Origin of the sequence: Gemmatimonas sp. UBA7669, from assembly GCF_002483225.1 — a bacterium.
GTDB lineage: Bacteria > Gemmatimonadota > Gemmatimonadetes > Gemmatimonadales > Gemmatimonadaceae > Gemmatimonas.
Window position 1 is genome coordinate 44961 of record NZ_DLHL01000016.1, and the last position, 23500, is coordinate 68460.

General features: G+C 65.3%; 19 protein-coding genes. 5 read left to right on the forward strand and 14 right to left on the reverse strand.

Annotated features, from left to right (window positions below):
- Positions 1-47 precede the first annotated feature (47 nt).
- Complete coding sequence (locus tag B2747_RS05835) at positions 48-272, reverse strand: hypothetical protein (protein ID WP_291157797.1); 225 nt, start codon at positions 270-272, stop codon at positions 48-50.
- 300 nt (positions 273-572) lie between these two features.
- Between B2747_RS05835 and B2747_RS05840 the strand changes: the two genes are divergently transcribed.
- Complete coding sequence (locus B2747_RS05840; RefSeq protein ID WP_291157800.1) at positions 573-1214, forward strand: TetR/AcrR family transcriptional regulator; 642 nt, start codon at positions 573-575, stop codon at positions 1212-1214.
- A gap of 26 nt (positions 1215-1240) precedes the next feature.
- On the opposite strand, the gene B2747_RS20135 is transcribed toward B2747_RS05840, so the two are convergent.
- The gene (locus B2747_RS20135) at positions 1241-1447 is read right to left on the reverse strand and encodes a DUF1289 domain-containing protein (protein ID WP_343125869.1); all 207 of its coding nucleotides are present in this window, start codon (positions 1445-1447) and stop codon (positions 1241-1243) included.
- A gap of 286 nt (positions 1448-1733) precedes the next feature.
- Between B2747_RS20135 and B2747_RS05845 the strand changes: the two genes are divergently transcribed.
- The gene (locus tag B2747_RS05845) at positions 1734-2672 is read left to right on the forward strand and encodes a M23 family metallopeptidase (protein WP_291157803.1); all 939 of its coding nucleotides are present in this window, start codon (positions 1734-1736) and stop codon (positions 2670-2672) included.
- 63 nt (positions 2673-2735) lie between these two features.
- On the opposite strand, the gene B2747_RS05850 is transcribed toward B2747_RS05845, so the two are convergent.
- A complete protein-coding gene (locus B2747_RS05850; protein ID WP_291157806.1) occupies positions 2736-3263 on the reverse strand; it encodes a hypothetical protein in 528 nt (175 codons plus the stop codon).
- A gap of 154 nt (positions 3264-3417) precedes the next feature.
- Here B2747_RS05850 and B2747_RS05855 point away from each other — a divergent pair, with 154 nt between their 5' ends.
- Positions 3418-6045 carry a BTAD domain-containing putative transcriptional regulator gene (locus B2747_RS05855; protein ID WP_291157809.1) on the forward strand — a complete coding sequence of 876 codons (2628 nt, stop codon included), beginning with the start codon at positions 3418-3420 and terminating at the stop codon, positions 6043-6045.
- A gap of 77 nt (positions 6046-6122) precedes the next feature.
- Here B2747_RS05855 and B2747_RS05860 read toward each other — a convergent pair whose 3' ends face one another.
- Together B2747_RS05860 and B2747_RS05865 are read right to left on the reverse strand one after the other, a co-directional pair.
- Positions 6123-8090 carry an LVIVD repeat-containing protein gene (locus tag B2747_RS05860; protein WP_291157812.1) on the reverse strand — a complete coding sequence of 656 codons (1968 nt, stop codon included), beginning with the start codon at positions 8088-8090 and terminating at the stop codon, positions 6123-6125.
- A gap of 85 nt (positions 8091-8175) precedes the next feature.
- Positions 8176-8913: a DUF305 domain-containing protein gene (locus B2747_RS05865; RefSeq protein WP_291157814.1), complete on the reverse strand. Its 738-nt coding sequence runs from the start codon at positions 8911-8913 to the stop codon at positions 8176-8178.
- A gap of 252 nt (positions 8914-9165) precedes the next feature.
- Between B2747_RS05865 and B2747_RS05870 the strand changes: the two genes are divergently transcribed.
- Positions 9166-10917 carry a hybrid sensor histidine kinase/response regulator gene (locus B2747_RS05870; protein ID WP_291157818.1) on the forward strand — a complete coding sequence of 584 codons (1752 nt, stop codon included), beginning with the start codon at positions 9166-9168 and terminating at the stop codon, positions 10915-10917.
- Positions 10918-10925: 8 nt separating this feature from the next.
- Here the strand turns inward: B2747_RS05870 and B2747_RS05875 are convergent, their stop codons facing one another.
- The 4 genes from B2747_RS05875 to B2747_RS05890 form a co-directional block, all read right to left on the reverse strand.
- Positions 10926-11414, reverse strand: coding sequence for a ferritin (locus tag B2747_RS05875; protein ID WP_291157821.1), 489 nt, complete (start codon positions 11412-11414; stop codon positions 10926-10928).
- An 88-nt stretch (positions 11415-11502) separates the two neighbouring features.
- The gene (locus B2747_RS05880; protein WP_291157823.1) at positions 11503-12864 is read right to left on the reverse strand and encodes a hypothetical protein; all 1362 of its coding nucleotides are present in this window, start codon (positions 12862-12864) and stop codon (positions 11503-11505) included.
- Positions 12865-13051: 187 nt separating this feature from the next.
- A complete protein-coding gene (locus B2747_RS05885) occupies positions 13052-14413 on the reverse strand; it encodes a M24 family metallopeptidase (protein WP_291157826.1) in 1362 nt (453 codons plus the stop codon).
- A gap of 23 nt (positions 14414-14436) precedes the next feature.
- The gene (locus tag B2747_RS05890) at positions 14437-15018 is read right to left on the reverse strand and encodes a hypothetical protein (protein ID WP_291157828.1); all 582 of its coding nucleotides are present in this window, start codon (positions 15016-15018) and stop codon (positions 14437-14439) included.
- A 200-nt stretch (positions 15019-15218) separates the two neighbouring features.
- Between B2747_RS05890 and B2747_RS05895 the strand changes: the two genes are divergently transcribed.
- Entirely contained in the window at positions 15219-17510 is a 2292-nt protein-coding gene (locus B2747_RS05895) for an ATP-binding protein (protein WP_291157831.1), read from the forward strand.
- Here the strand turns inward: B2747_RS05895 and B2747_RS05900 are convergent.
- The 5 genes from B2747_RS05900 to glnA all read right to left on the reverse strand — a co-directional run bounded on the left by B2747_RS05900 (position 17479) and on the right by glnA (position 23457).
- Entirely contained in the window at positions 17479-18393 is a 915-nt protein-coding gene (locus B2747_RS05900; RefSeq protein ID WP_291157834.1) for a hypothetical protein, read from the reverse strand. The two genes, B2747_RS05895 and B2747_RS05900, sit on opposite strands and share 32 nt — an antisense overlap.
- A gap of 134 nt (positions 18394-18527) precedes the next feature.
- Positions 18528-20561, reverse strand: a complete 2034-nt coding sequence (locus B2747_RS05905) for an Ig-like domain-containing protein (protein WP_291157837.1) — start codon at positions 20559-20561, stop codon at positions 18528-18530.
- A 215-nt stretch (positions 20562-20776) separates the two neighbouring features.
- On the reverse strand, positions 20777-21487 hold the full coding sequence (locus B2747_RS05910) for a superoxide dismutase (protein ID WP_291157840.1): 711 nt from the start codon (positions 21485-21487) through the stop codon (positions 20777-20779).
- A gap of 22 nt (positions 21488-21509) precedes the next feature.
- The gene (locus B2747_RS05915; protein ID WP_291157842.1) at positions 21510-21959 is read right to left on the reverse strand and encodes a hypothetical protein; all 450 of its coding nucleotides are present in this window, start codon (positions 21957-21959) and stop codon (positions 21510-21512) included.
- A 130-nt stretch (positions 21960-22089) separates the two neighbouring features.
- Positions 22090-23457 carry a type I glutamate--ammonia ligase gene (glnA, locus tag B2747_RS05920; protein ID WP_291157845.1) on the reverse strand — a complete coding sequence of 456 codons (1368 nt, stop codon included), beginning with the start codon at positions 23455-23457 and terminating at the stop codon, positions 22090-22092.
- Positions 23458-23500 lie beyond the last annotated feature (43 nt).

Below are 23500 nucleotides of genomic sequence, written 5' to 3' on the forward strand. Positions count from 1 at the left end.
TCAACGAGCCGGTCAATTGCCCGCCTGGTCCGATTCAGCCGTTTGTGTCAGCGAGGATGGGCCAGTCCATACATCACCCGGAGGGCCGGATTGCGGACCTCATGCAGCCCCTTGGCGGTGAGCAACGAGGCGGCCGCCGTCAGCGCCAGCACGGCCAGTGCCTGCTTGGTGCGCCGGATAATGAGCTGTCGGCGACGCCGGCGACCATTGGACCGGGAACGCTCGAGCAGCTTCAGCCCCTTGGCCAGCGCCACGCGCCCGGCGTCAGGCATGGGCCGCATCAGCGGCCGCATTCCCTGGCGGAGGTCGGTGTTGGATGGCAGATCGAGGCGTGTCATATCGAAGGAGCGCAACGGCGTCGTTGAGTGTGCAGAGCCCTACGGCCACCAGCAGATGGGGTTTCGAGGCTCGCGTGGTCTACCCGGCTAGGCCTCCCATGTGTCACGTCGCTGCATGGTCACGCCAGCCAATAGATCCGCACTTTGGAAGCGGGAGAAGCGGAGGGCACATTTCGTTTCTGGGTGAGTCAGTCAAAACTAGGCAAGTTAGTTTTGCTTATCCCAGGACGGGGTTTGCTGAAATTTCTTGCAAAGCGTACATTGTTAGTTATGGCCTATCCTCGGCGAATCGAACCGGCGGCAATCCTGGATTTCTCGCTGCAAATTATTGATGAGAAAGGGTTTGCCGGATTATCCGCGAGAGCGTTGGCCGATCGGCTGGGAGTGAAGGCGGCATCGCTGTACCGCCACATGGCTACGTTCGACCAGCTCAAATTTCGGCTGGCAGAACTGGCTGCCACGCAGCTTGGCGAACAGTTGCAGCTTTCCCTGGATCGCCTACCCAACGGCTCACCCCCAGCCCGCCTCGCGGCACTGGCCTGGGCCTTTGTCTTGTGGGCCGAGCAGTTTCCGGGACGCTACGACGCTCTGGCGGCAGAGCCGAACTCGGGACCCGGTATGCAGGCGCTTCGCGCCCTGATTGCCAGTGCAGTCAGTCAATTGATCGGCCCTGACGGCGGCCGTGACGGCGGCCGTGACGGTGGCCGTGACGGCGGACCTGACGCCGTGGCCGCGTCACACCCTCTACTGGCGACGCACGCGGTGCTGGCCTTTCTGCACGGACACGTCATGCTCGGGCGCTGCGGTCTGGGGACGCCGTACGCGGGTCCGGATGGCTTCGAGCGTGGCCTGGTCGCGCTACTCCGCGGGCTGTAGCGGGCTCACCCGGGCTCTCGTGGGGTCTAGCGATTCACCCCGTGTCCGCGAAATCCCAGCCTCTCATTCACGGCGCGGCGCTGATCCGCCGACATGCGACTCCAACCCGCAATCTCGTCGAGGCTGCGCCCGCAGCCGAAGCAACGCTGGGCGCCATCCAACCGGCAGACCTTGATGCACGGCGATTCGACCGGGAACTCGGTCACTGAGGCGGAGGTTGGGCCGACGGACATGTCGTACAAATAGTCAGTGTTTGGTCACACGGGAACTAATGTGTGACTTTCCGGTAGGATGATGCGTTCTTCAGGTGAAGTGGTAACGCGCATCACAATGTGGCCAGCCATGCCACCCGCCGGATTCGGCGCGGGGGCGCGGACGCGGCCTGCCCGACTGATTGCAGTCCCAACCTTGCTCACACGATTTCCTTGCTCAACGGGCCGAGTTGGCATCCGCCGACTCGGCCCGTATTGCATTGCCCCCGCCTGTCCCCCTTCGCGCGACACCGGGGTATCCTGGGACATGCTCAGCTCAATGCGCATCCCGTGGGGTCCCTTGTCTGGCCCGTGGCGGCAGCTGCTGCCGGGAGGTGCCGTGCTCATCGGCCTGGGCCAGCCCGCATCGGTCCCGGCGCAGCCGCGTCCGGCCACGGCCTGTCACTTCGCCTCCCTGCAGCTCACGCCGGAGACGGCGGTGGCCGGCACGCTCGTTCGGCTCGCCTGGCCACGGAACGCCCTGCCGGACACCGCCACTCAAGCCACACTGGCCGGTGAGCGCCTGCACCTGCGGCCTGTTGGCGACTCGGTCGTCGCACTCGCCGCGGTCCCGATTGACTCGTCGCAGGGCATCACGCTCTCACTCACCTGCCGAGCCGCCGGCGGAGCGTTGTTCCAGGATAGCCTGCGCCTTCGCACGAGCGCCGGCACCTATCGCCTGGAGCGACTGCGGGTGGCGCCGCGTTTTGGTGCACAGCCCGACTCGGCGCTTGCGGCGCGACAGGCTGCAGAGGCGGCGCGTGCTGCGGCGGTATCGCGTGCGGCCCACGATACCCCGCGTCTGTTTGACAGGCCGTTTCGCGCACCGCGCCCTTCACGCGTTACCAGTGGCTTTGGCAGCGGCCGACAGTTCAATGGCACCGTCACCAGTCGCCACATGGGCACCGACTACGCCGGCGCCACGGGCGCGCCGGTGTACGCCGCCAACCGTGGGGTCGTGCGCCTCGTCGACCGCTTCTACCTGGGCGGCAACGTGGTCTACGTCGATCACGGCGAGGGGCTGGTAACGGCCTACCTGCACCTCAGCCGCGCCCGCGTGGCCGAAGGCGACACGGTCGCGCGGGGGCAACGCCTTGGAGATGTCGGCGCGACCGGCCGCGTGACCGGCCCGCACCTGCATTTCATCGCACGCTTTGGACAGATCACGGTAGATCCGAAGTCATTGATAGGGCGCGGCGCTCGCTGAAACACCCTCGCCCCCCGCTGCCAAAGCAACGGGGGGCGAGGTGTAACAGACCCTTGCGATGGCCTACTCGTTGTTGATCGTAAAGTTCACATCGTTGACCACCAGCACGTTGAGCTTCTCGCACCATCCATGAAGCCCCGTTCCAGTGATGGTCCAGCTATTGCCGACACGTGCAACATTGACCGAGTCAGATCCGGCGCCAACGTTGTTCACTCCGCCGCCGCCGAAAATGATGCGACCGCACGCGTCGTTTCGGTTGTACTGGCCGGGATTGAGAATGAGTCGCCGCTTGGCTGACGCGCCGTCCGTGATGGCTGCCGCCTGCGTCAGATTCACGAACATCCCCACTTGGCGAAACCCACTCGGATACACAATACCGGCGGTACGAGCACACTTCTTTGCATTGGCGTCGATGGAGAGCACGGCATCGTCGCTCTCACCGAAATAGACCTGACCGCTGACACCGCAGGTACCGGCAATGTAGCTGCCCTTGCCGTCACTGCTGAAACCGCTTGAGGTGGCGGAGATGGTCCACGAATAGGGGGTGGGCGCCGGCTTCGGCGCTCCCCGTGCGAACTGTGCATCCTGCACGTCTGGAGCCAGCGTCAGCGGTTCGGCACAGGCGCCAAGCAGGAGAGCCAGTAAGGGTGCGGCAGCGGCACGGCGAAGAAGGATGTGCATGGCTTTCTCATGAAATGAGGTTCAGGTACTGGTGGTTGGACGATTCGCAACCGCCGGCGAGGGAGTGCAGCATGCGAGACTCCCGTTACGCCAGCATTCCGATTCGCGTTATGTGGAGCGCATTGTTGGCCAACCGCACGATTGCACTCTTGAAGTCACCCGATTTCAGTCCTACACTCGCGACATGTTGAGATTGAACCTGCTCGGTGGATTGAGCCTCGAAGACACGACTGGGGCCATGCAACCTGTCCAGCAACGCAAGGCGTTGGCGCTGTTGGCGGTAATTGCCATGGCCCCTCACGCGGGCATCACGCGCGAGAAATTGCTGGGCTACTTCTGGCCTGATGCACCAGAAGCGAAAGGCAAGAATGCCCTGAGGCAGCGGTTGTTTGCTCTACGCCGAGAACTTGGACTCGCGGACCTCGTGCTGGGCACCCAGGAACTCCGGCTCAATCCTGATCGGATCGCCGTCGATGTTTGGGAGTTTCAACGCGAACTGGAGCAGGGAGCGATAGACCGGGCTCTGCAACTGTACGTCGGACCGTTTCTGGATGGCGTGTACTTCCTCGAAATGCCTGAGCTGGAGCGATGGGTAGATGACACGCGGACCGGTTTGCTCCATCAGGCCAGAAGCGCGGTTCGCCGTTCGGCAATGTCCGCAGCTCAGCAGGGCCAAACCGCCGCCGCGCTCTGGTTTTGGCAACACGCGGTGGCCTTGGACCCCACCGCAACCGACCTCATGGTCGAGGTGCTCCGGGCCCATGCCGCGGTGAACGACGTGCCAGGTGCCATCGTCCGGTTCCGACACTATCAGGAGCGGATGCAGCGGGAGCTTGAGCTCCCACCCGATCCGATGGTAGTACAGGTATTCGAGGAGATTCGGTCGTCACAGCCGCGGACCATCCCCTCTGAGAGGCCCACGGCGACGACAGTCGTTTCCGCTTCCGATCCTGAGCCGGAAGCCGACGTGCCGATTACTGCCCACGCATCACCCGTAAAAAGGGCTGTGCTACGGCGACGGGGCGTTCTCTGGTTTGGCATACCAATATTGGCGATCTGTGGCGCGTTCGTTGTGCAGCGCCGTGGAGTAGTGGCTCTCCCGCAGACCACCGCCACCCGCGTGCTCGTCAGCGACTTCACCGAGGGTGGCGCAGGAGGGACACCAGCAAGCCTGGCAATGCAGTTTCAAGGCGAGGTGGCGCGAACGCTCGCGCGCAGCGGCGCCGGTGACATCCTCGATGCTCGCCTGCTACTGTCTGCTGATCAACGTGAACTGGGTTTGATCCCGGCCGCAAAGGCACTAGGCGCGCGCTTTGTGGTCAATGGGTCCCTATCCCGTTCGGGCGACAGTGTCACGGCAAAGGCCGCGGTGCTCGACGGATACGATGGGACGATCATCGCAGTGCTGCCGCCCTCGCGGCAGCCGAGCAGCAGCATTGATTCGCTCGCGCATGAGGTGGCCAATCGCATCGCCGGTTCGCTGGCCATGTTGCAGGATCCGCTGTACCTCAACTCGACCGGGCCGCTGGCCGATCCACCCAATCTGACGGCATACCGTGAATACATGTCGGGCATTGGACTGGCCAGCCTGAATGACTTTCGCGGAGCAACGACGCGCTTCCTGACGGCGTACCGAGCAGACACGACGTTCGCGCACGCTGCGTTGTGGGCGCTCGAGGGCGATGTAGCGGACAGCACGCGGGTCTCGATCAAGTCGTCACTCGCAACCAGGCGTCTCGACATGGCGCCGATTGACCGGGCGCGTTTCGACTTTCGGATTGCCTACGACGATCGACGTTTGAATGAGGCGTTTCAGGCCGCTCAAGAGATGGTAAGTCTTGCGCCGAACTCCAATCATGCTTTGCACACGCTTGTTCTCATGGCACTCGAGTCGCGACGCGTCGATGAGGCCGCAGCAATCATGCGGCGTGTCGACACCGACTCGCCACGCGGCAACCACTGGGCATCATTCTTCGAGCTGGGAGCAACGGTCTTTGAGGTCGCCGGAGACCTCGACAACGCCCTGCGCTTTGCCTCCGCCTCAATGCGCGTACTCCCCGATCCCTTCATGTGTGGCAACGTCCTGCGCGTTCATGTGATCGCGGGACGTCGTTCCCGCGCTCTGCGCGACGCACACACCTGCGTACAACTTGGCGCACGCGACACTGCGCTCGCTCGCCTGGATGTCCATCACAACCTCGCGCGGGCGTTGGCCCTGACCGGTGAGCACAGAGTGGCCGACTCACTGCTTGAGAGTTCGGTAAGCATCGCTGAAGCCGCAGCTGCCCGCGGCGCTCTGGGGCCCCGTCGACTGGCCGAAGTGTATGCCGACGGCGGCCGTTTCGCCGACGCGGTGCGGCTGTACACTCAACAACTTGCAGTCTCGCCCGATGCACTGGTTCCCGCGCAGGCGGCGATTGCCGCCATCGCGGCCATGAAGGCCGGCGACAGTGTGCGCTACCGTCAGTTCACGGCGCTTGTTCATGGCTCCCCTCGCCCAAGACCACGTCACCTCTACACCGCGCACCTTGCCATGGCCGCTGGACTTCCCGACTCGGCACTTGCGTCACTGGCCCGATTCGCAAATGACGGCGGCTTGGTCATTCGTCAGCTGCATGGTGAGCCGCGTTTTGCGCCGATTAGAAACCGACCGGAATGGCGGGCGCTTTTCACGCCGATCTCCGACCGGTAAACACATCTCGCCCCCCGCTGCCAAAGCAACGGGGGGCGAGGTGTACCGGCAACACCGCATCGGCGGTGACGCCCAGCTTACATCATCGCGCCCTGCAGATCCTGCAGCGCCTTCTTGAGCAGATCCACTTTCTTGCTGTCGCAGCCGCGCGCGCCTTCCGCCGCGCTCACTGCCGCCTGCAGCGCCGTGTTGCGCGCCGCGCCGTTGGCCTTCTCAGCCGCCGCAATCTGCGAACGCAGCGTGCCCACCGCAGCCGCCGCGCAACCCTTGCGCTCGAGCTGATCGGTGTAGGCCTTGGCCAGCGGGAAGCTGGGCGGCCACACGATCTTGGGCTGCCCCTGCGCGTTGAGCTGGTCCCACTTCACCGTGTTGGCGGCGTCGATTTCGTTCTGCGTCACGTACTGGCTGGGCACGAGTTCCGCCACGTCGAGACCGCGCGCGATCTCCGAGCTCACGATCTTGCCATTGTACCAGTACACCGACCACGAACCGCCTGACACCATGCGCGTGCTGTCCACCGGACCACGGTCAAAGCTCGCGATCTCGAACGGCTTGGCCGGATCCGTCCAATCAAACACCGAGATGCCGCCCTGATACCAGGCCTGCACCATCACGTCACGACCCGGAATCGGAATCAGCGAGCCGTTGTGCGCCACGCAATTCTCGTTGGACGTCTGGTACGTGGGAATCTTGTAGTAGCTGCGGAACTTGAGCTTCTTGTCGACGATGTCGAAGATGGCGTTCGCACCCCACTCCATCTTGTCGCCGGCGCGGCACTTGGGCGCCGAGCCACCACCCCATTCGTCGCTGAACAGCATCTGCGTGCCATCGTTGTTGAACGTGGCCGAGTGCCAGTAGGCGAAGTTGGAGTCGGCCACGGCATCGAGGCGCACCGGGTTCACCGGGTTGCTGATGTCGAGCAAGAGACCATGGCCTTCGCACGCACCACCGGCCAGACCCAGCGCCGGATACACCGTGATGTCGTGGCACTGCGAGCGCTCACTCACGCTGCCCGTGGACGCGTTGCCGCCGGCCGGCGCGTTGGCGAACATGCGATTCACCGCCGGCTGCAGCAACGCACGCACGGCCGCGCTGTCGGCCGCATTCGGCGTGCTGGCGCCACGCGCGCGCACCACGCTGTCCATGAGCGGACGCACGATCTGGAAGGGCACCAGCATGTCGGCGCCGCTCTGCGGGTTGCGGGCAATGAAGCCGCCGTTGCGACGCGCGGTTTCGAGCTGCTGGGCCTGCGCGGCCTTGTCGGCATCCGAGAGGCCGTGACGCGGCGGCTCCTTGAGACCGGCAAAGATGTTGGCCCGTCCCACCACCGCGGCCTTGCTCGGATCGGCGAGGGGCACCTTGATGATCTCGATGCGCAGGCGCGACGAGTTGGGATCGTCGGCCGCCACATCGCCGGCGCAGCCAGCGAGTTCGGTGTTCGGGCGGATGCCCGCCGAACCCGACACGTAGATGTAAACGTTCTCGCGGTCCTTCGGATCTTCGAGCACCGTGTGCGTGTGCGACCCGCGGCAGGTCTGCACGTTCGCCACCAGCTTCGGTTCCTTGATATTGCTGATGTCGAAGACACGCACGCCACGCATGCGGTCCTTGCTCACCGCTTCCCGCACACCGCCCGGCTTGCAGTCGATGCGGCCGTTCTGCGCCTCGGCCGACATGAACATGAGGTTCTTGTACACCGACACGTCGTTCTGCGACGCGGGGCACTCGTAGGCCACCACCAGCTCCGGCTTGGCCGGATTGCTGATGTCCCACACCACCGGGCCGTTGTAGTTGCCTTGAATGACGTACTTGCCCGTGAAGGCCAGATCGGAGTTGGTGATGCCGAGGAAGCCCTTGGGCGACACGGCCTTGGCCAGCACCTTGAGATTCGACGAATACTCCGCCGCGTCGAACAACCCGGCCTTGAGGCTGTTGCGGGGATCGGAGGCCGGCGATGGCGCCTGATCAGGCTTCTTGCCCGAGGCGCAGGCGCTGAGCGCGAAGAGCGCGGCCGCCAGGGCGGCGCGGGTGGTGTACTGGGACATGCGACCCGTGAAGGTTGGAGGGTGGGAACCAGCGAACTACAGCTACGGCGCGCGGAATGAGGCGGTGGGACGCGCGCGCGTCGTCTTACTGCGGCGGCACCCAGCCGCGCGCGAGCATCATGGTGAACATGCGCTTGATCTCGGTGCTCTGATCGACTTCCACGTCGTTGGCGAACTTGAACACCGTTTCGTCCTGCCCTGCCCCGTCGGAGGTGAAGAGCTGCTTCACCATCGTGACGGCACCACGGTGATGCAGGATCATGAACGTGAGGAAGAGTCGGTCGTACTCGTCACCGCGTGCCGCGTCGAGCTGCTTGAGCTGTGCGTCAGTGAGCATGCCTGGCATCATGGCACCACCCATGGCGCTCATGTCGTGACCGGCATGCGCGTGCGCATCATGTCCGCCACCGCCGGGCATCGTGACCTGCCCCGTGCTGTCCACCACCGGCACTGGCTGCAGGCGATCCTTGAGCCAGGTCTGCATGAGCGTGATTTCGTCAGCCTGCGCATTGATGATGCGCGCCGTCAGACGCTGCACTTCCGCGCTCGCCCCATGGCTCTCGGCCCAGCGCGAGATGTAGATGGCCTGCGCATGATGGTGAATCATGCCGGTCATGAAATCGATGTCGGCCTTGGTGTAGGGATAGCGCAGGCTGTCAGCCCGGGCGCGGGCCACCGCAGCCGCATCGCCCATCTGGAAGCGGGGGTCGTTGGCTGTCGCGCGTGTACCGGCGCCACCGGAGGTCGCGCAGGCGGCCACCAGCAGCGGGAGCAGCGCGACCAGCAAACGCGCCGGCCGACCACTACGAAAAGTCGGTGTCATGAGCGGGAATGAGAGTAGGGTATCCCTGAACGCTACTGAACCCCACGGGCTGGAGCAATCAACCCGCCCGCGCCGATCCCCGTTTTCCGGCAACGCACCGGACCGGGTGGAAACAGGCCCCGAGCACGAGCCCGCTGCCTTTGTGCTATCGTTGATCGTCATGTCCCATATGACCGCTGTCCGACTTCGCGCCAGCGGCGCGCATCCCGGCTCGTGCCCATGAACACACCGGTAGGCCCTACCAGGCAACGCTTGCGCACCCTGCTCGATTGGATCGGGCAGCCGGGCGGCGCCCCAATTGAGGCGTGGCGACGGCGCATTCTGGCGGCCGTGCTGCTTGGCTGTTGTGTGTTTGGGGGCCTGGCCTACGCGGTGGGCGGTTCCATTGCCTGGGCGTCTGGCCAGCGCGGCGTGGTGGTGTTCGACACCACCATCTACACGGGTCTGCTCATCATCACGTTGCGTCGCTCACTGCCCTATGCGGTGCGCGCCGGTGTGGTGACCGTGCTGCCGCTGCTGCTCGGCGTGTACTTCCTCTGGAACTTCGGCTTCATGGCGGCCGGCTTTCCCTGGCTGCTGGCCTTCCCCGTCATTGCGTCGGTGTTGTTCGGGGTGAACACCAGCATTCGCGCCCTCGCCATTACGGCCATAGTACTCGTCGGCATCGGGCTCATGATTCCCACCGGTCGCCTGCCGTGGACTGCAGACCTGCCGTCGCCCGGTCTCATGTGGGCGGTCAGTGCGAGCAGTGTCTTCACCATCGACCTGCTGCTGGCGCTGTCGGTGGGCTACCTGTTCGAAGGCCTGGGCAACGAAGTCGTGGCACGACGCGCCGCCGAACTTGAGTCGGATCGTCGGCAGCGCCTGGCGGCCCTTGGCACCATTACCGGTGGCATCGCGCACGACTTCAACAATCTGCTGCAGCCCATCGTGGCCGACACGGAACACGCGCAGCGATTGGTCGCGGAGGGCGGCGATCCGCGTCCCCTGCTGGAGGACATTCTGCACACGAGTGAACGCGCGCGCATGCTCGTGCGACGCATTCTGTCGTTTGCCAAGCCGCCCCAGGGTGTGCGCGACGTGCTGGAGATGGGCGCGCTGGTCGCCGAATCGGAGCGTCTGCTGCCGGCGCTGCTGCCCGCGAACGTCTCACTCGATGTGCAGATTGATGCACCGGTGCACGTGGCGGCCGAAGCGAGCGAGCTCCAGCAGGTGCTGCTCAATCTCGTGAACAACGCGGCACAGGCCATGCCGAACGGTGGGGTGGTGCAGCTCCGCGTGGATGAAGCCGCACCGGATCGCCTGGCCGGCACCCCGCTCGACGGCATGCCGCGCATTGCGCGATTGACCGTCATCGACACGGGTGTGGGCATGGACCGCGCCACCTTGGCGCGCATTTTTGAGCCGTTCTACACCACCAAGGGCCCGCAGCGTGGCTCGGGGCTGGGACTTTCCACGGTGCACGCGACCATCACCGCGCTGGGTGGTGTGGTGCGCGCCCACAGCACGCCGGGCCGCGGCACACGCATGGAGGTGCTGCTTCCGGCGCTGCCTGCACCAGATGAACGCGCAGCCCATGGCGTCGTATCCAGCTTCCTCGAGGCGACCGGCATGGGCCGCGACCATCAGGCCGTGCCCCGCCTCGTCTTTGTGGTGGACGATGAACCGGCGGTGTTGCGCGGCACCGCGCGCCTGCTCGAACGTTCAGGATTCGACGTGCGGGCGTTCGGTTCACCGACCGACGTGGAGCCGGCACTCGTTGCCGCGCGGCCGGCGCTGGTGCTGACCGACCTCGCCATGCCGGACCTCAACGGCTGGCAGGTGGCGGCGACCGTGGACCGGATGGCGCCCGGTGTGCCCGTCATTGTCATGACGGGCCACATGGACACGCATGTGGAAGATCTGCGCCAGCATGCCGGCGTCAGTGCGCTCCTGCCCAAGCCCTTCACCAGCGCCGAACTGGATCGGGTGGTGCGCCAACATCTTCGGCAGGGCGAACCCTGAAGCGACGATCAGTCGCCGCCGTGCACGAGGTAGGCCTCAACGGACAGCAGGTTGCGTTCACCGGCCATGCGCACCACACCGAGCAGACGCTGCATCTTGGTGACTTCCTCGAGCTGCTCGTCCACGAACCACTGCAGGAAGTTCTGGGCGAGGTAGTCGCTTTCGCTCGCCGCCAGATCCATGAGGCGTTTGATCTGTCCAGTGACTTCCACTTCCCAATTGAGCGCGGCCTGCAGCGCATCTTCGGCCGTGGCAAACGTGTGCACCGGTTCCTTCACGGCGGGCAAGCGCAGTTCACCACCCGTTTCCACGATGTAGTGCAGGATCTTCTGCGCGTGTTCGCGCTCCTCGTCGGCCTGCTTGAAGAACAGCTTGGCCAGCTGCGCGAGATGTTGGCGATGGAAGTGCGCGCCGATGGCGTAATACTGGAGACTGGCACCGAATTCGTTGCCCACCTGGGCATTGAGAGCCTGGGCCAGCGTGGCACTGATCAGCATGGACACTCCGAACGAAGCGAGGGGGACACGTGAACTGCCGAATCATGCAGTCTACGTGGTCCCCCTCAGGATTCAACCCGCCGCGTGGTCAGTTCACGCCGGTGGTGTCGAAGAGATTGCCGGTATTGCCCGTGCCGAAGATGTTGACCGAGCTCACCTGACCGAAGCCCGTGCTCTCCTGACGGACGCGCACACCGCGGCCGGCATTGCCCGGCACGAAGAAGGTCTCGAGCCGCGCCACCAGGTTGCCGGCCTCCGTCTCACGAATGTCCACGCCACTCACCTTGTTGTTGTCGGCCCGCACCCGCGTGAGGTCCACCGACAGGGAGCCCACACCCTTCTCGCGGATCTTGAGCCCGCCGTCGCCGCCATCCACGCCATTGCCGTTGGCCGTGACATCCACTATCACCGCGATCAGATCACCGCCGCCGGCAAAGTCATCGTCCTCTTCGTAGTCGATGCCTTCCTCACGGTTGTTGTTGGCCACCACGCCGAAGAGATCCACGCGAAGGTCGCCCGCGTCGTTCTCGTTGAAGTCGAGGCCTTCTTCATAGTTGTCACTGGCGACCACGCCACGCAGCTGGCCCACGATATCCCCTTCGTTGAGCTCATCGATGTCGAAGCCGTCGTCGAGATCCTCGGGATCGAACTTGCCGTTGCGGAGAATCTGCGAGTTGGTCACCTGCAGCAGGACACTGCCCGGGCCGCGCTCATCCAGCTCGATGCCGTCGGCCGCGTTGTCATTGGCCGCCATGTCATCGGCGATGAACTGCAGATAGCCGTTGCCGCCTTCGTTCACACGCAGGCCGTCGCGGTCGGACACACTGTAGCCGTTGTCGAGAAAGCGCGTGCGTCGCACCCGCACCACCACACTCGCATCCGACCCGCGCGGATCGGGCATGTCATCCACCACATCCGGCACCAATTGATCGTTGACCAGCACGCCGTGGCCCTTGTTGCCACGCACGGTCACACCATCGAGGACGAGCTGCACCACGCCGCTGGCCGTAGCCGGCACCGCCAACTCAATACCTTCCTGCGCCGCGTTCTGCACCGTGAGCTGCGTGATGGTCAGGCTCGACGTCGCCGTGGCGCGCAGTCCATCATCACCGCTGCCGGCCGCATCGAGCACGGCATCCACACCATGAATGGCCAGCGGCTGCGTGCCGGTGTACACCAGCGGGCTCGTGATGCGAATGGTGCCCAGACCTTCGACGAACTGAATGACGCGCACATCGGCCGACGCATTGGCGCGCCCGATGGCCGCGCGAAGCGAACCCGGGCCGTCGTTCTCCGTGGTCCGGACAACGGCCGTGGACGCGCTCTCCACGAAGAGATTGGCGCGCGCATCGAGTGAGCTATCGAGGAAGGTCGGGCCCACCGGCGTGGACTCCGGTGCACAGGCGGCCAGCGCCAGCGCGGCCACAGACAAGGCAAGACGACGGGACATGGGGACGGGGTGCGGGAGGGTGAAAAGCCAAACGAGGCGCGGGCGGCACGACCTGCCACCTGCGCCTCGTGTATCACGATCCCGCCCGCTGGTGACGGATTGACGACCGCCACATCACCACCCGGTCCGCATCAGGTCACGGTTGGATCACATCGGGGTTAACACACGGTCCACAGCACGGTTCTCATCACGGCTGGATCGCACGCGTCGCCGGGATGAGAATGAGGGCCTCCTGAGGCGGCACGAGGTACTCCGCGCCGTTCTCGGTAATGACCGCCATCTCCTCCACGGAAATGGTCTTGCTGCCTTCGCCCCACACGCCGCGCCCGCCAGGCAAGGTCCAGGCATGAAAGCCGTCGAACGCGAAGGTCATGCCCGGCTCGAGCGCGCGTCGTGTGCTGCGATTGAGTCCGGGGCCCACGTCGTGTGCCCAGTAGCCCACGGAGTGTCCGGTGCCCCAGGGGACCGAGGCCGATCCGTCAGCGGTCATGAGCACACGCTGCGCCGAGTCCACGGATGCGCCAGTGGCTCCGGGCTTCAAGGCGGCAAACGCGGCGCGATTGCCGCGACGTGCGGCGTCCCAGCGACGCTGCACCTCGACAGGCGGCGCCGACTCACCAGGCTTGAGCACGTAGGCGAAGCGCTGAATGTCCGTGCCCCACACCCCCCACACCTTGATGCCGAAGTCGATCTGAATGACATCACCGTGCTGAATGACACGATCGCTGGCATGCGAATGCCCACGATCCGGACCCGAGTTGACACTCGGGTTCTGCGCCGGACTCCAGCCGTCGGTGACGCCGAGTTCGCGCATGCGGCGCTTGAGGAATACTGCGAGGTCGCTGTCACGCGTGACGCCCGGCTGCACGATGGCGTAGGCTTCGTGCTCGAGTTGCGCCGTCAAAGCGGCGGCGCGACGCATGATGTCCACCTCCGCCGGCACCTTGCGCGAGAGCCAGTGACTCACGAGCTCGCCGCTGCTCACCAATCGCGCGCTCAACTCCGGACCCAGCGCGCGCTCGAGTGCGGCCTTCTGTGATGCACTCAGGCCGTCGGCCATGGAAAGATTGCCGCTGTTGATGGCAATGCGCTGCGCGTTGGCGCGCCGCAGTCGCTCGGCCACACCACCCAGTGGACCGCCGGATTCGGCCGTGTACACCACCACCGAATCGTGCACACCAAGTTCCCGCAGGGCGATGGCTTCGCCGAAGCCCGCGAGAATCACACTGTGCACACGATCGGCCTGACGCAGAAACAGAATGGCGCTCAGCGCACCGGCATTCTCTCCACCCACGTGCAGCGCCAGCGGGTCGTTGGCGTTCTCGCGTACCAGCGTCACCCAGGCGTCGACGTTTGCCGCCTGCATGGCCGCCGGCAGCAACGTGCGAATACGCTCCTGCCGAATGCCTGGCCACGGCGAGGGCCCCGTGAAGTCGAACTCCCCTTTGGCTTCGGCCCGAACGGCCGACTGTGCGTCTGCTGACTCAGCGCACAGTCCGCCAACCGTCGCCGCCAACACCATCGCGAGCCCCGCACGCGTCCATCCCATCCACGTCATCGTGTGCCCATCCGTCAGTGTGTGTTGCCTTCGTCCACCGCCCGCTGCCGTTCGGCAGCCAGCGTCCAATCCACCACCGGGGCCACATCGGCGTCGGCCATGGTCAAGGTGGCCACAGCGCGTTCAATGACCGGTGCCCCGAGTGCTGCCGGCAGCGCGCGACCAAAGGCCAGCTCCGCCCGTCGACACAACCGTTCCTCGCGGGCCATGGCATCGGGCGCCGATGACTGACCGCCAACGCGTCGGCGAAACGCATGCACCCGCGCATGCACACTCTCGTGCAGAATGCTCGACGCCACTGGCGACGCCGGAATGTCGCGCCGCGCGAGAAAGGTCAGCTCGGTGAGAATGATGCGTTCATCAGGAAAGTACGCGCCACGTGTGGGGAAGCGCATGACACGAATGCCGCGCACATCGCGCTGCATGTGACGCAGCCGCTCCGGTGCAAAACGCGCGATGAGGGCCAGGGCCTCATCAAGACGCTCGATCACGATGGCGTCGTCGATGTCCGGACGACTGTTCTGCAGCTCGACCGCCACCCCATGCAGGCGCATGGGCTCAGTGTTGCGCCCCAGCAAACGGGCCCACCACGACATGCCGTCCTCCGAACGCGAGGGGAGCGGCGTCGGGGGCGGCTCCCGTCGACACCGTACCGGTAAGCTAGCCGCACGTTCGGCCTTGGCGAAACAGTGACTGCGCGCAATGGCCTCGGCAGCCTGCTGGCGGGATGACGACTTGTTCGTCATGTTCTGCCGTCAGGATCAGACGACGTCGTCATCCGCCATTTCCCTTGCCCATGACCACTCCGTTCGACGTGCGTCATTTGTTCTCGAGTCTTCGGGCCCGGTTGCTCTTGCTGGTCGTGGCGGCCTACCTGCCGGCTGTGGGGATGACGCTGTGGACGGTACAACGCGATCGGGCCGACGCGCTCGCCGCCATCCAGACGCGCCTCCTGCAACTGCTGGCGGACGCCTCCGTGGACAACGATGCGGCCATTCTCTCCGGTCGACGGATCGTGGGCACGTGGTCGCGGGTGCCGGCCCTGGTGTACGGAGATCGCGCGGCCTGCGAGGCCGAGCTGCGCAGTCTGTTGCGCTTTGCCCCCACGGTCTCGTCCCCCACGCGCATTGACTCCACCGGGCGTGTGGACTGCGGTGGCCGCGATGCCTCGAGCATCGGACGCTACGTCGGCAACAACCCCATCATGTCGCAGGTTCTGGCCACCGACTCCACGGTCCTCGGTCCGTACCTGAAGGCCGACAGCACGCGGGAAGCACTGGTCCCCCTCAACATCGCGTTGCGCGACAGCACGGGGCGCGCGCGCGGTGTGCTCTCGGTTGGTGTGCGCCTGTCGTGGCTGCAGACGCTCGCGCGTGACACCGAACTGCCGGAGAGCACCACCGTAGCCCTGGCCGACTCGACCGGTCTCATCATCGCGGCACTGCCATTGCATGCGAATGTCGGGCGCCGCATGCCGGAACTGGCCGCCGTCATGGCGGACGACCGTGCGCGCGGCGTCGCGGAACAAGGTGCCACCATCCGCCCCACCACGCTCGGCTATGAGCGTCTTGTGGCGCATCGTGCGCTCACGTCTGCGCCGGGCACCTTCACCCGCGTGGCCATTGCTGTTCCGCCGGAAGCGGCGTTTGCTGCCCCGAACGAACGCACGCGCATCCGGCTGGCGTTGCTGCTCGTGACGGCGATCGTGGCATTGGTCATCGCCTGGTTCGGCGCGGACATCTTTGTGCTGCGCGACGTCAACGCCATCCTTGGCGCCACACGCCGCCTCGGCACCGGCGATCTCTCGGCGCGCACCGGTGTGCAGCATCGCCGCGGCGAGATCGCTCAACTGGCCGAGTCCTTCGACACCATGGCGTCGCAGCTCGAGTTGCGTCAGGACCGCATGCGGCACGCCGAGCGCATGGAATCCCTGGGTCGGTTGGCCGGGGGCGTAGCGCACGACTTCAACAATCTGCTGACCGCGATTGTCGGCAGTGCCGATCTGGCGCTCGAGGAACTGCCACCCGATCACCCGGTGCGTGCGGAGCTGGCCACCATCAAGGCCTCTGCCAGTCGATCGAGCACGCTCACGCGCCAACTGCTCGATTTCTCTCGCCGCACGCCGCTGCTCACCACACCGCAACCGCTCGAGCCCATTGTACTGGACGCGGCGGCGCTGCTGGGTCGCGTGGTGCCGGCTTCAGTTCACATTACGGTGGAGAGTCGCAGTCAGCGGCTCGTGCGCTCTGATGCGGGGCGCATCGAGCAGGCACTGCTCAACCTCGCCGTGAATGCACGGGATGCCATGCCCACCGGCGGCACGCTCAGCATTGCACTCGAGGACGTGGACATTCATGGCAATGCGCCGGACGGCCGTTCGGGAGCAGACGCGACTGCGAATCTCGTGGGGACGGTTCCACCGGGGGCCTGGGTGCGTCTCTCGGTGTCCGATACAGGGCACGGCATGACGGCCGATGTGCGGCGGCGGGTGTTCGAGCCGTTCTTCACCACCAAGCCCGTCGGTCAGGGCACCGGACTCGGACTGGCCATGGTCTACGGCACCGTGCAGCACCATGGCGGCCACGTGCAGATAGACAGCACGCCGGGCGAAGGCACGACCGTCACCATGTGGTTTCCTGCCGCGCCACACGTGGAGAGGCAGCCCGTCACGCCGGTGCGACCCATTGCGAGCATCGAGCGGCCGTCGCAGGTGCTGGTGGCCGAGGATCAGGACGACGTACGAACACTGGTCGAACGGGTGCTCACGCGCGCTGGCTATCGTGTCACACTGGCCGAAGATGGCGCGCAGGCGCTGCAGCAGGTGGCAGACATGGGGAACGCGCTCGATCTGCTCATTACCGACTACGACATGCCCCATGCGCGCGGCGATGTCGTAGCCACTGCGGCGCGGGAGCGGCGCGCCGATCTGCCGGTGCTGCTGATCTCCGGCTTTACCAGTGAGGGCTGGCCGGCGGAGTTGGTGCAGGCCCCACACACCGTGGTACTGGAGAAACCCTTCAGCGCACAGGCGTTGCTTGAAGCAATCGAGCGTGCCGTCAGCGGGGCGTCGGCGTCACCGCACTCGTGACCCAGGCGGTGTACCAGATGTCACGCAGCATTTCCGCGCCGGCACCAAGCCGCGCTACGGCAAACGCTTTCTGTTCCGGCGTGACCGTCTCCGGGCGGAACTGCGTGGCCTTGTCCAGCGCATAGAGCGGTTCAAGCTGCGCGTTGGAGGCCATGAGGAATGCCACCACCGCCGCGCGCAGGTCGGGAAACACCTGTGGGGCGTTGGTCATGGCTGCGCGCACATCGGCTTCCTTGATATGCGCCTGCACAAACTGTGACTCGAAGCGACTGTGGAACCGGTTGTCGGTGGGATAGCCCTTGGGATTGTCACCGACCCAGCCGTTGTAGTGCTTCGAGGTGTGATGCGGGTTGCTGCCGTCGGCTACAAAATGACCCAATACGCCCGCGTCATCGATGATGCGGGCTTCGATCCAGCGTCGCACGGTGGAATCCGGCGCAATGCGCCACATCCGGAAGTCGTTGCGCAGTTTCTGCGAGTACTCGAGGATCGTGAATGGAAGGAAACCCATGGTGGCCGGCGCATAGCCCGCCGCGCGGACGGAATCGGCGAACGCGTGCCGGTCGGGTGCTGCGAACGCTCCGGCCAGTTGCTGCGCATTCAGGAAGTCCAGATCCATGAAATGATCGGGCGACGATCCGCCGTTGAGCGCCATGTCACGGCGGCTCTCGTCACGCGACTTCCAGCGGTCGGGCTCAGGATTGAGATACGACAACTGCTCGGCAGCGTTGCGGAAGAAGGCCGGCATGTCCTCAGGCAGGGCCTTGGCTGCCGTGAGGCCAACAAGTCGGTGCCCGTGATCGCCCCAGGCATTGAGCGTGAGGGGGACACAGAGCAGGGCCGCACTGGCGGCGGCAAGCAGAGACGTGCGGATACGTGACATGGCGACAGACAGTCGGGAAAGCGAACGGGAGTCCTCGACATGGCCAAAGGCCACAGGCCGATGGCCGTTGTCGGGACTCCCGCAAGCTACTCGATCTGCTCACACCGCGAGAGCGTGTCGCGGTGACAGGACGGTCACAGTGGCTTCTGCCCCACGACGATGCTTGCCGAGGCGTTCACCGTTTCGGCCGTGCCGCGTGTGCCATTGCCCAACTGACCGAAGTCGTTGCGTCCCCAGCACCAGGTGGTGAGGCGATCCTTCGAGATGGCGCAGGTGAAGCTCGACGAACCCGTACCGATACCCGAGACCCGAACGTCCGCGACCTTGGCCGTGCCGATCGCGCGAGCCGGCGCATAGGAGAACGCCATGGCGTTGCCAAGCTGGCCGTTCACGTTGTTGCCCCAGCAGTAGACGTCATCGCTCGTGGTGACGCCGCAGGTGTGGTTGAAGCCGGCAGAAATGGCGCGGAACTTGTGACCACCGGTCACCGCCGTAGGCGCGGACTGATCACTGGTGTTGCCGTTGCCGAAGCGACCCCCGTTGCGCCCCCAGCAGTATCCGCTGCCGTCATACGCCACACCACAGGCGTACTGCGAACCCAGCGAGAGTGAAGCGAACTGCAGGCCGCCCGTGACCGGCGCCGGTGCCATGGTGTAGGTGTTGCCGTAAGACGGACGCTGTCCGTCACCCAGCTGCCCGAGTCCGTTTGAACCCCAGCAGTGCGCCGCGCCGCCCGAGGTCAGACCGCAGGAGAAGGAATCGCCCGCTTCGACGATGTTGAGCGCCAGACCCGATGCAGCCGCCTGCGGTCCTTCCACATAGCGGTTGTGCCCGGCGCCAAACTGGCCCCACTGGTTGTAGCCCCAGCACACCGTGTTGCGCTGCACCGTCATGCCACAGGCGTGCTCAATGCCCGCCGACAGATACGTGAAGCGCAAGCCGCCCGGCACTTCAGCGGGGGTCGCCGAGAAGCCACCTGTCACACCGCCACCCAGTGTGCCCCAGCCGTTGTTGCCCCAGCAGAGCGCGGCGCCATCAATGCGCAAGCCGCAGGTATAGCGCGAGAACGCGGTGATCTGCACGAAGCGATGTCCACCGGGCACGCGGAACGGTGCCGTGCGATGCACCTGATCCCCCACCTGGGCATCACCAAGCCGCGCATCCGTCCCGTTCATGCCCCAGCACCAGGCAATGCCGCCGCTGGCGAGATCGCAGGCATGCTGCGTGCCAAGCACGAGTGAACGGTACTTGATCACGACGACGCGCTGTACGGTGGTGGACAACGGACCGGCCGTGGCCGTGACAGTCACGGTGCCGCGATCGACACCCGTCAGCAAACCCGACTGCCCGTTGATGCTGGCCACGTTGGCATTGGACGACGACCACGTGACGGGCACCGTGGTGACAACTCGTCCAGCGGAGTCCTTGAGAACGGCTGTGAGCGTCTGCGTTTCGTACGCCTCAATGGTATCCAGCGCGGGCGAGACGGCAATCGACACCACCGGATTGGGTGGCGGCGTGACCGTGATGTTGAGCTCCTGCGTGCGACCTTCGGCCTGTGCGGTGATGCGCACCGTGCCAGCCGCCACGCCGGTGACCGTCGCCGATGCGGCATCAACAGCCGCGACGGTGGCAATGGTGGGCGCAGACGTCACCCAGGTGATCGTGCGACCCGTGAGCGCCTGACCGGCGGCATCGCGCGCTTCGGCGGTGAGGCGCAGTGTCTGACCCACTGCAACCGTGTTGGTCGCGGGCGTGATGGCCACGGAAGCCACCGGCACGACCACGGGCGTCACCTGCACACTCGCCGTGGCAGCGCGCCCTTCACTCGTTGCGGTGATGGTTGCCGAACCGGCCGCCACACCGGTGACGACACCGCTGCTGCTTACGGTGGCGATGTTGCTGGCCGAAGAACTCCAGGCAATGCTGCGTCCACTGAGCACACGACCCTGTGCATCACGCGCTTCGGCACTGAGCGACGCGGTGGCACCCACAGCAACGGATGCGGTGGTCGGCGTGATGGCCACCGACGCCACAGCAATGGGCGCCGGTGTATCGGGTGCGGTGGAATCACTGCTGCAGGCCGCGATGGCAAGGGACAGCAGGGCAACATGACTGTACGAAACGAGCGAACGGGCCAGACGGCGGCCCGGAGAGGCAATGCGCATGGGAACGGAACTCCGAAGGAGGTTGTGCCTTTGGAAGCGCGAGGCACCACCCGGACATTTCACGCGACGAACAACAGAGCGCGGGTTGGTTCGACGTGCACATCGAATCAACCCGCGCCCGCACATGCCAGTACGCATGTGATTGCAGCACATCGTGAGGCGGCCGGGGAGCGTGCCGGGCCTTACCTCAATACGTATACGTTTGTCACCGCCCCCTATTCGACCTGCGCACCCACCACATCCCAGTTGATGCGCGCGAGCACGGCGTCGACATACCGGGCGCGCTGTCCCTGGTACAGTCGGCCATGGGCGTGCTCCCACACGTCGATACCGAGGACTGGCAGCTCACCATCGAGCAGTGGCGAGTCGTCATTGGCAAGTGCACGCACTGCCAGACGATTGGTGGCGGTCTTCACCAGCCACGCCCATCCGTTGCCCTCGATGCCCAACGCGGCCTCGCGCAGTGCGGACTTGCAGGCGTCCACCGTTTCGAAATCGCGCACCATCATGTTGCCGAAACGTCCATCGGGCAGAGCCGCCGAGGCCGCGCCGGGCGCGAGCAGCTTCCAATAGAGCGCGTGATTGGCATGTGCGCAGCCATGGGTGCGAATGGACGCACGCGAGGCTTCGGGCCAGCGCCGGAGGCCCATGATCAACTGTCCCAGCGAGTACTCATGCAGGGCGGGAAACGCCGCCAGCGCCGTGTTGAGGGATTGCACATGCCCGCCGTGTACGGTCTGATGGTGCGCCTGCACGGTGGCTGCGTCGAGCGCCGGAGCGAGGGCCTTGGTTTCGTAGCCCAACGGCGGCAGCACGAACGGGTATCTCTGCTGCAGCACCACATCGGGCGCGGGACGGAAGAGGTGTGTTCCGTCGCCGAAGGGGCCCGTCCACGAGACGCTGAGGCTGGCGCTGTTCGATGGCATGAAGCGTGTATGCGTGGACAGGCTACTTCGTTGAGTCCGGTTTTGTAGGCAGTGCGAGAGGCTTGGCGGGCACCGGTGTGCAGTGTGTGGCCTGCTGATTGCGTACGCGCGTGGCATTGAGAAAGCTGCGCTGCCCACGCTGGGACGCGTCGACGCCTTCTATGATGTGCAATTGCGGCTCGAGCGGTGGCCGCGACATGCCCTCGGAGGCATCGAGACCACCAAGGCCGAGCGACCCCGGCGACCAGCGGCCGCGCCGGGCTTCACCAGCGCTGTTGAGTGCCTGCGCGGCCTGCGCACTGGCCGTGAGACATTTCTGTGCGGTGGCTGACTCCGCCCGCGCATGGTCCGCGCGGGTGGTCGGCACCGGGTCGAATGCGCCCCGCGCCGACTGCTGCGCCGCGACGGGGCGCGCGGCGCCGACCGAGACCGCAGCGGCCAGAATGACCATGAGTACGCTCTGATGTCTCATATCCCGCATCGCAGCTCCCGTCTCAGGGTTGGTCCCGCTTGCTGTTCCTTCCCGCGGTTCCACCTTACGCAGTATCACCTTACGCAGTATCACCTTACGCAGTATCACCTTACGCAGTTCTTTGGTTGGCTCAATACCGCGCCAGGTACCGGTCAAGTTCCCACGCCGTCACCTGCTGGTTATACGCCTCCCACTCTGCCCGCTTCGCCGCCAGAAACTGCTGCGCGATGTACTCCCCGAGCGCCTCCTGCATCACATCATCCTTCTCGAGCTCATCGCAGGCCTCGGCCAGCGACTGCGGCAGATCGTCCACACGCAGGCGCCGACGCTCGCGGTGTGACATCTCCCAGATGTTCGTGTTGACGGGCTCCCGCCAATCGGCCTGCGTCGCCAGACCATCGAGACCTGCCGCCAGCATCACCGTGAGGGCGAGATACGGATTGGCCGCCGGGTCGGGCGTGCGCAGCTCGAGCCGCGTGCCCGATCCGCGGCGCTCCGGCACGCGGATCATGGGTGAGCGATTGCGCATGCTCCACGCCACGTTCACCGGCGCCTCGAAGCCCGGCACCAGCCGCTTGTAGCTGTTCACCAGTGGGTTGGTCACGGCCGTCATGCCACGCGCATGCTTGAGCAGGCCGCCAATGTAGTGCAGTGCCGTGAGACTGAGTGCCCACTCCCGCTGCGGGTCCCAGAACGCATTCTGCCCGCCCTTGAACAGACTCTGGTGCGTATGCATCCCGCTGCCGTTCTGTCCGAACACCGGCTTGGGCATGAATGAGGCGATGAGACCGAACTGCCGCGCCACCTGCTTCACCACGAAGCGGAAGGTCGCGATGTTGTCCGCTGTGCGCAGCGCCTCGGCATAGCGGAAGTCGATCTCATGCTGACCATGCGCCACCTCGTGGTGCACCGCTTCCACTTCGAAGCCCATCTGCTCGAGTGCATCCACGATGGCGCGGCGCGCGTCCTCGCCGAGGTCCATGGGCGCGAGATCGAAATACCCACCCACATCGTGTGTGTCCGTGGCGGGCCGGCCGTCTGGCGTGGGTTTGAACAGAAAGAACTCCGCCTCCATGCCGGCGTTCATCACGAAGCCCTGTTCGGCGGCGCGCGCGAGCTGTCGCTTGAGCACCGTACGCGGATCGCCCGCAAACGGACTGCCGTCCGGCATGGTGATGTCGCAGATCAGGCGGCCAACGCGAGCCGACGGATCGCCCCAGGGAAAGATCTGGAACGTGGTCAGATCGGGGGCCAGCAACATGTCCGACTCCTCCACCCGCACAAATCCGGCGATGCTGGAGCCGTCGAACATGATGTCGCCCTTGAGCGCCTTCCTGAACTGCGAGCTCGGGATCTCGACGTTCTTGATGCCCCCCAGGATGTCCGTGAACTGGAGGCGCAAGAAGCGCACCTGCTGCGCCTCGGCCAGTTCGAGAATGTCCGCCGCGGTGGCGCCGGACAGATTGCTGGGGACGATCGAACGACTGGAAGTAGCCACGCGGAAAGCACCTGGGCGGGAGAACAACGTCACTTCGGCCATC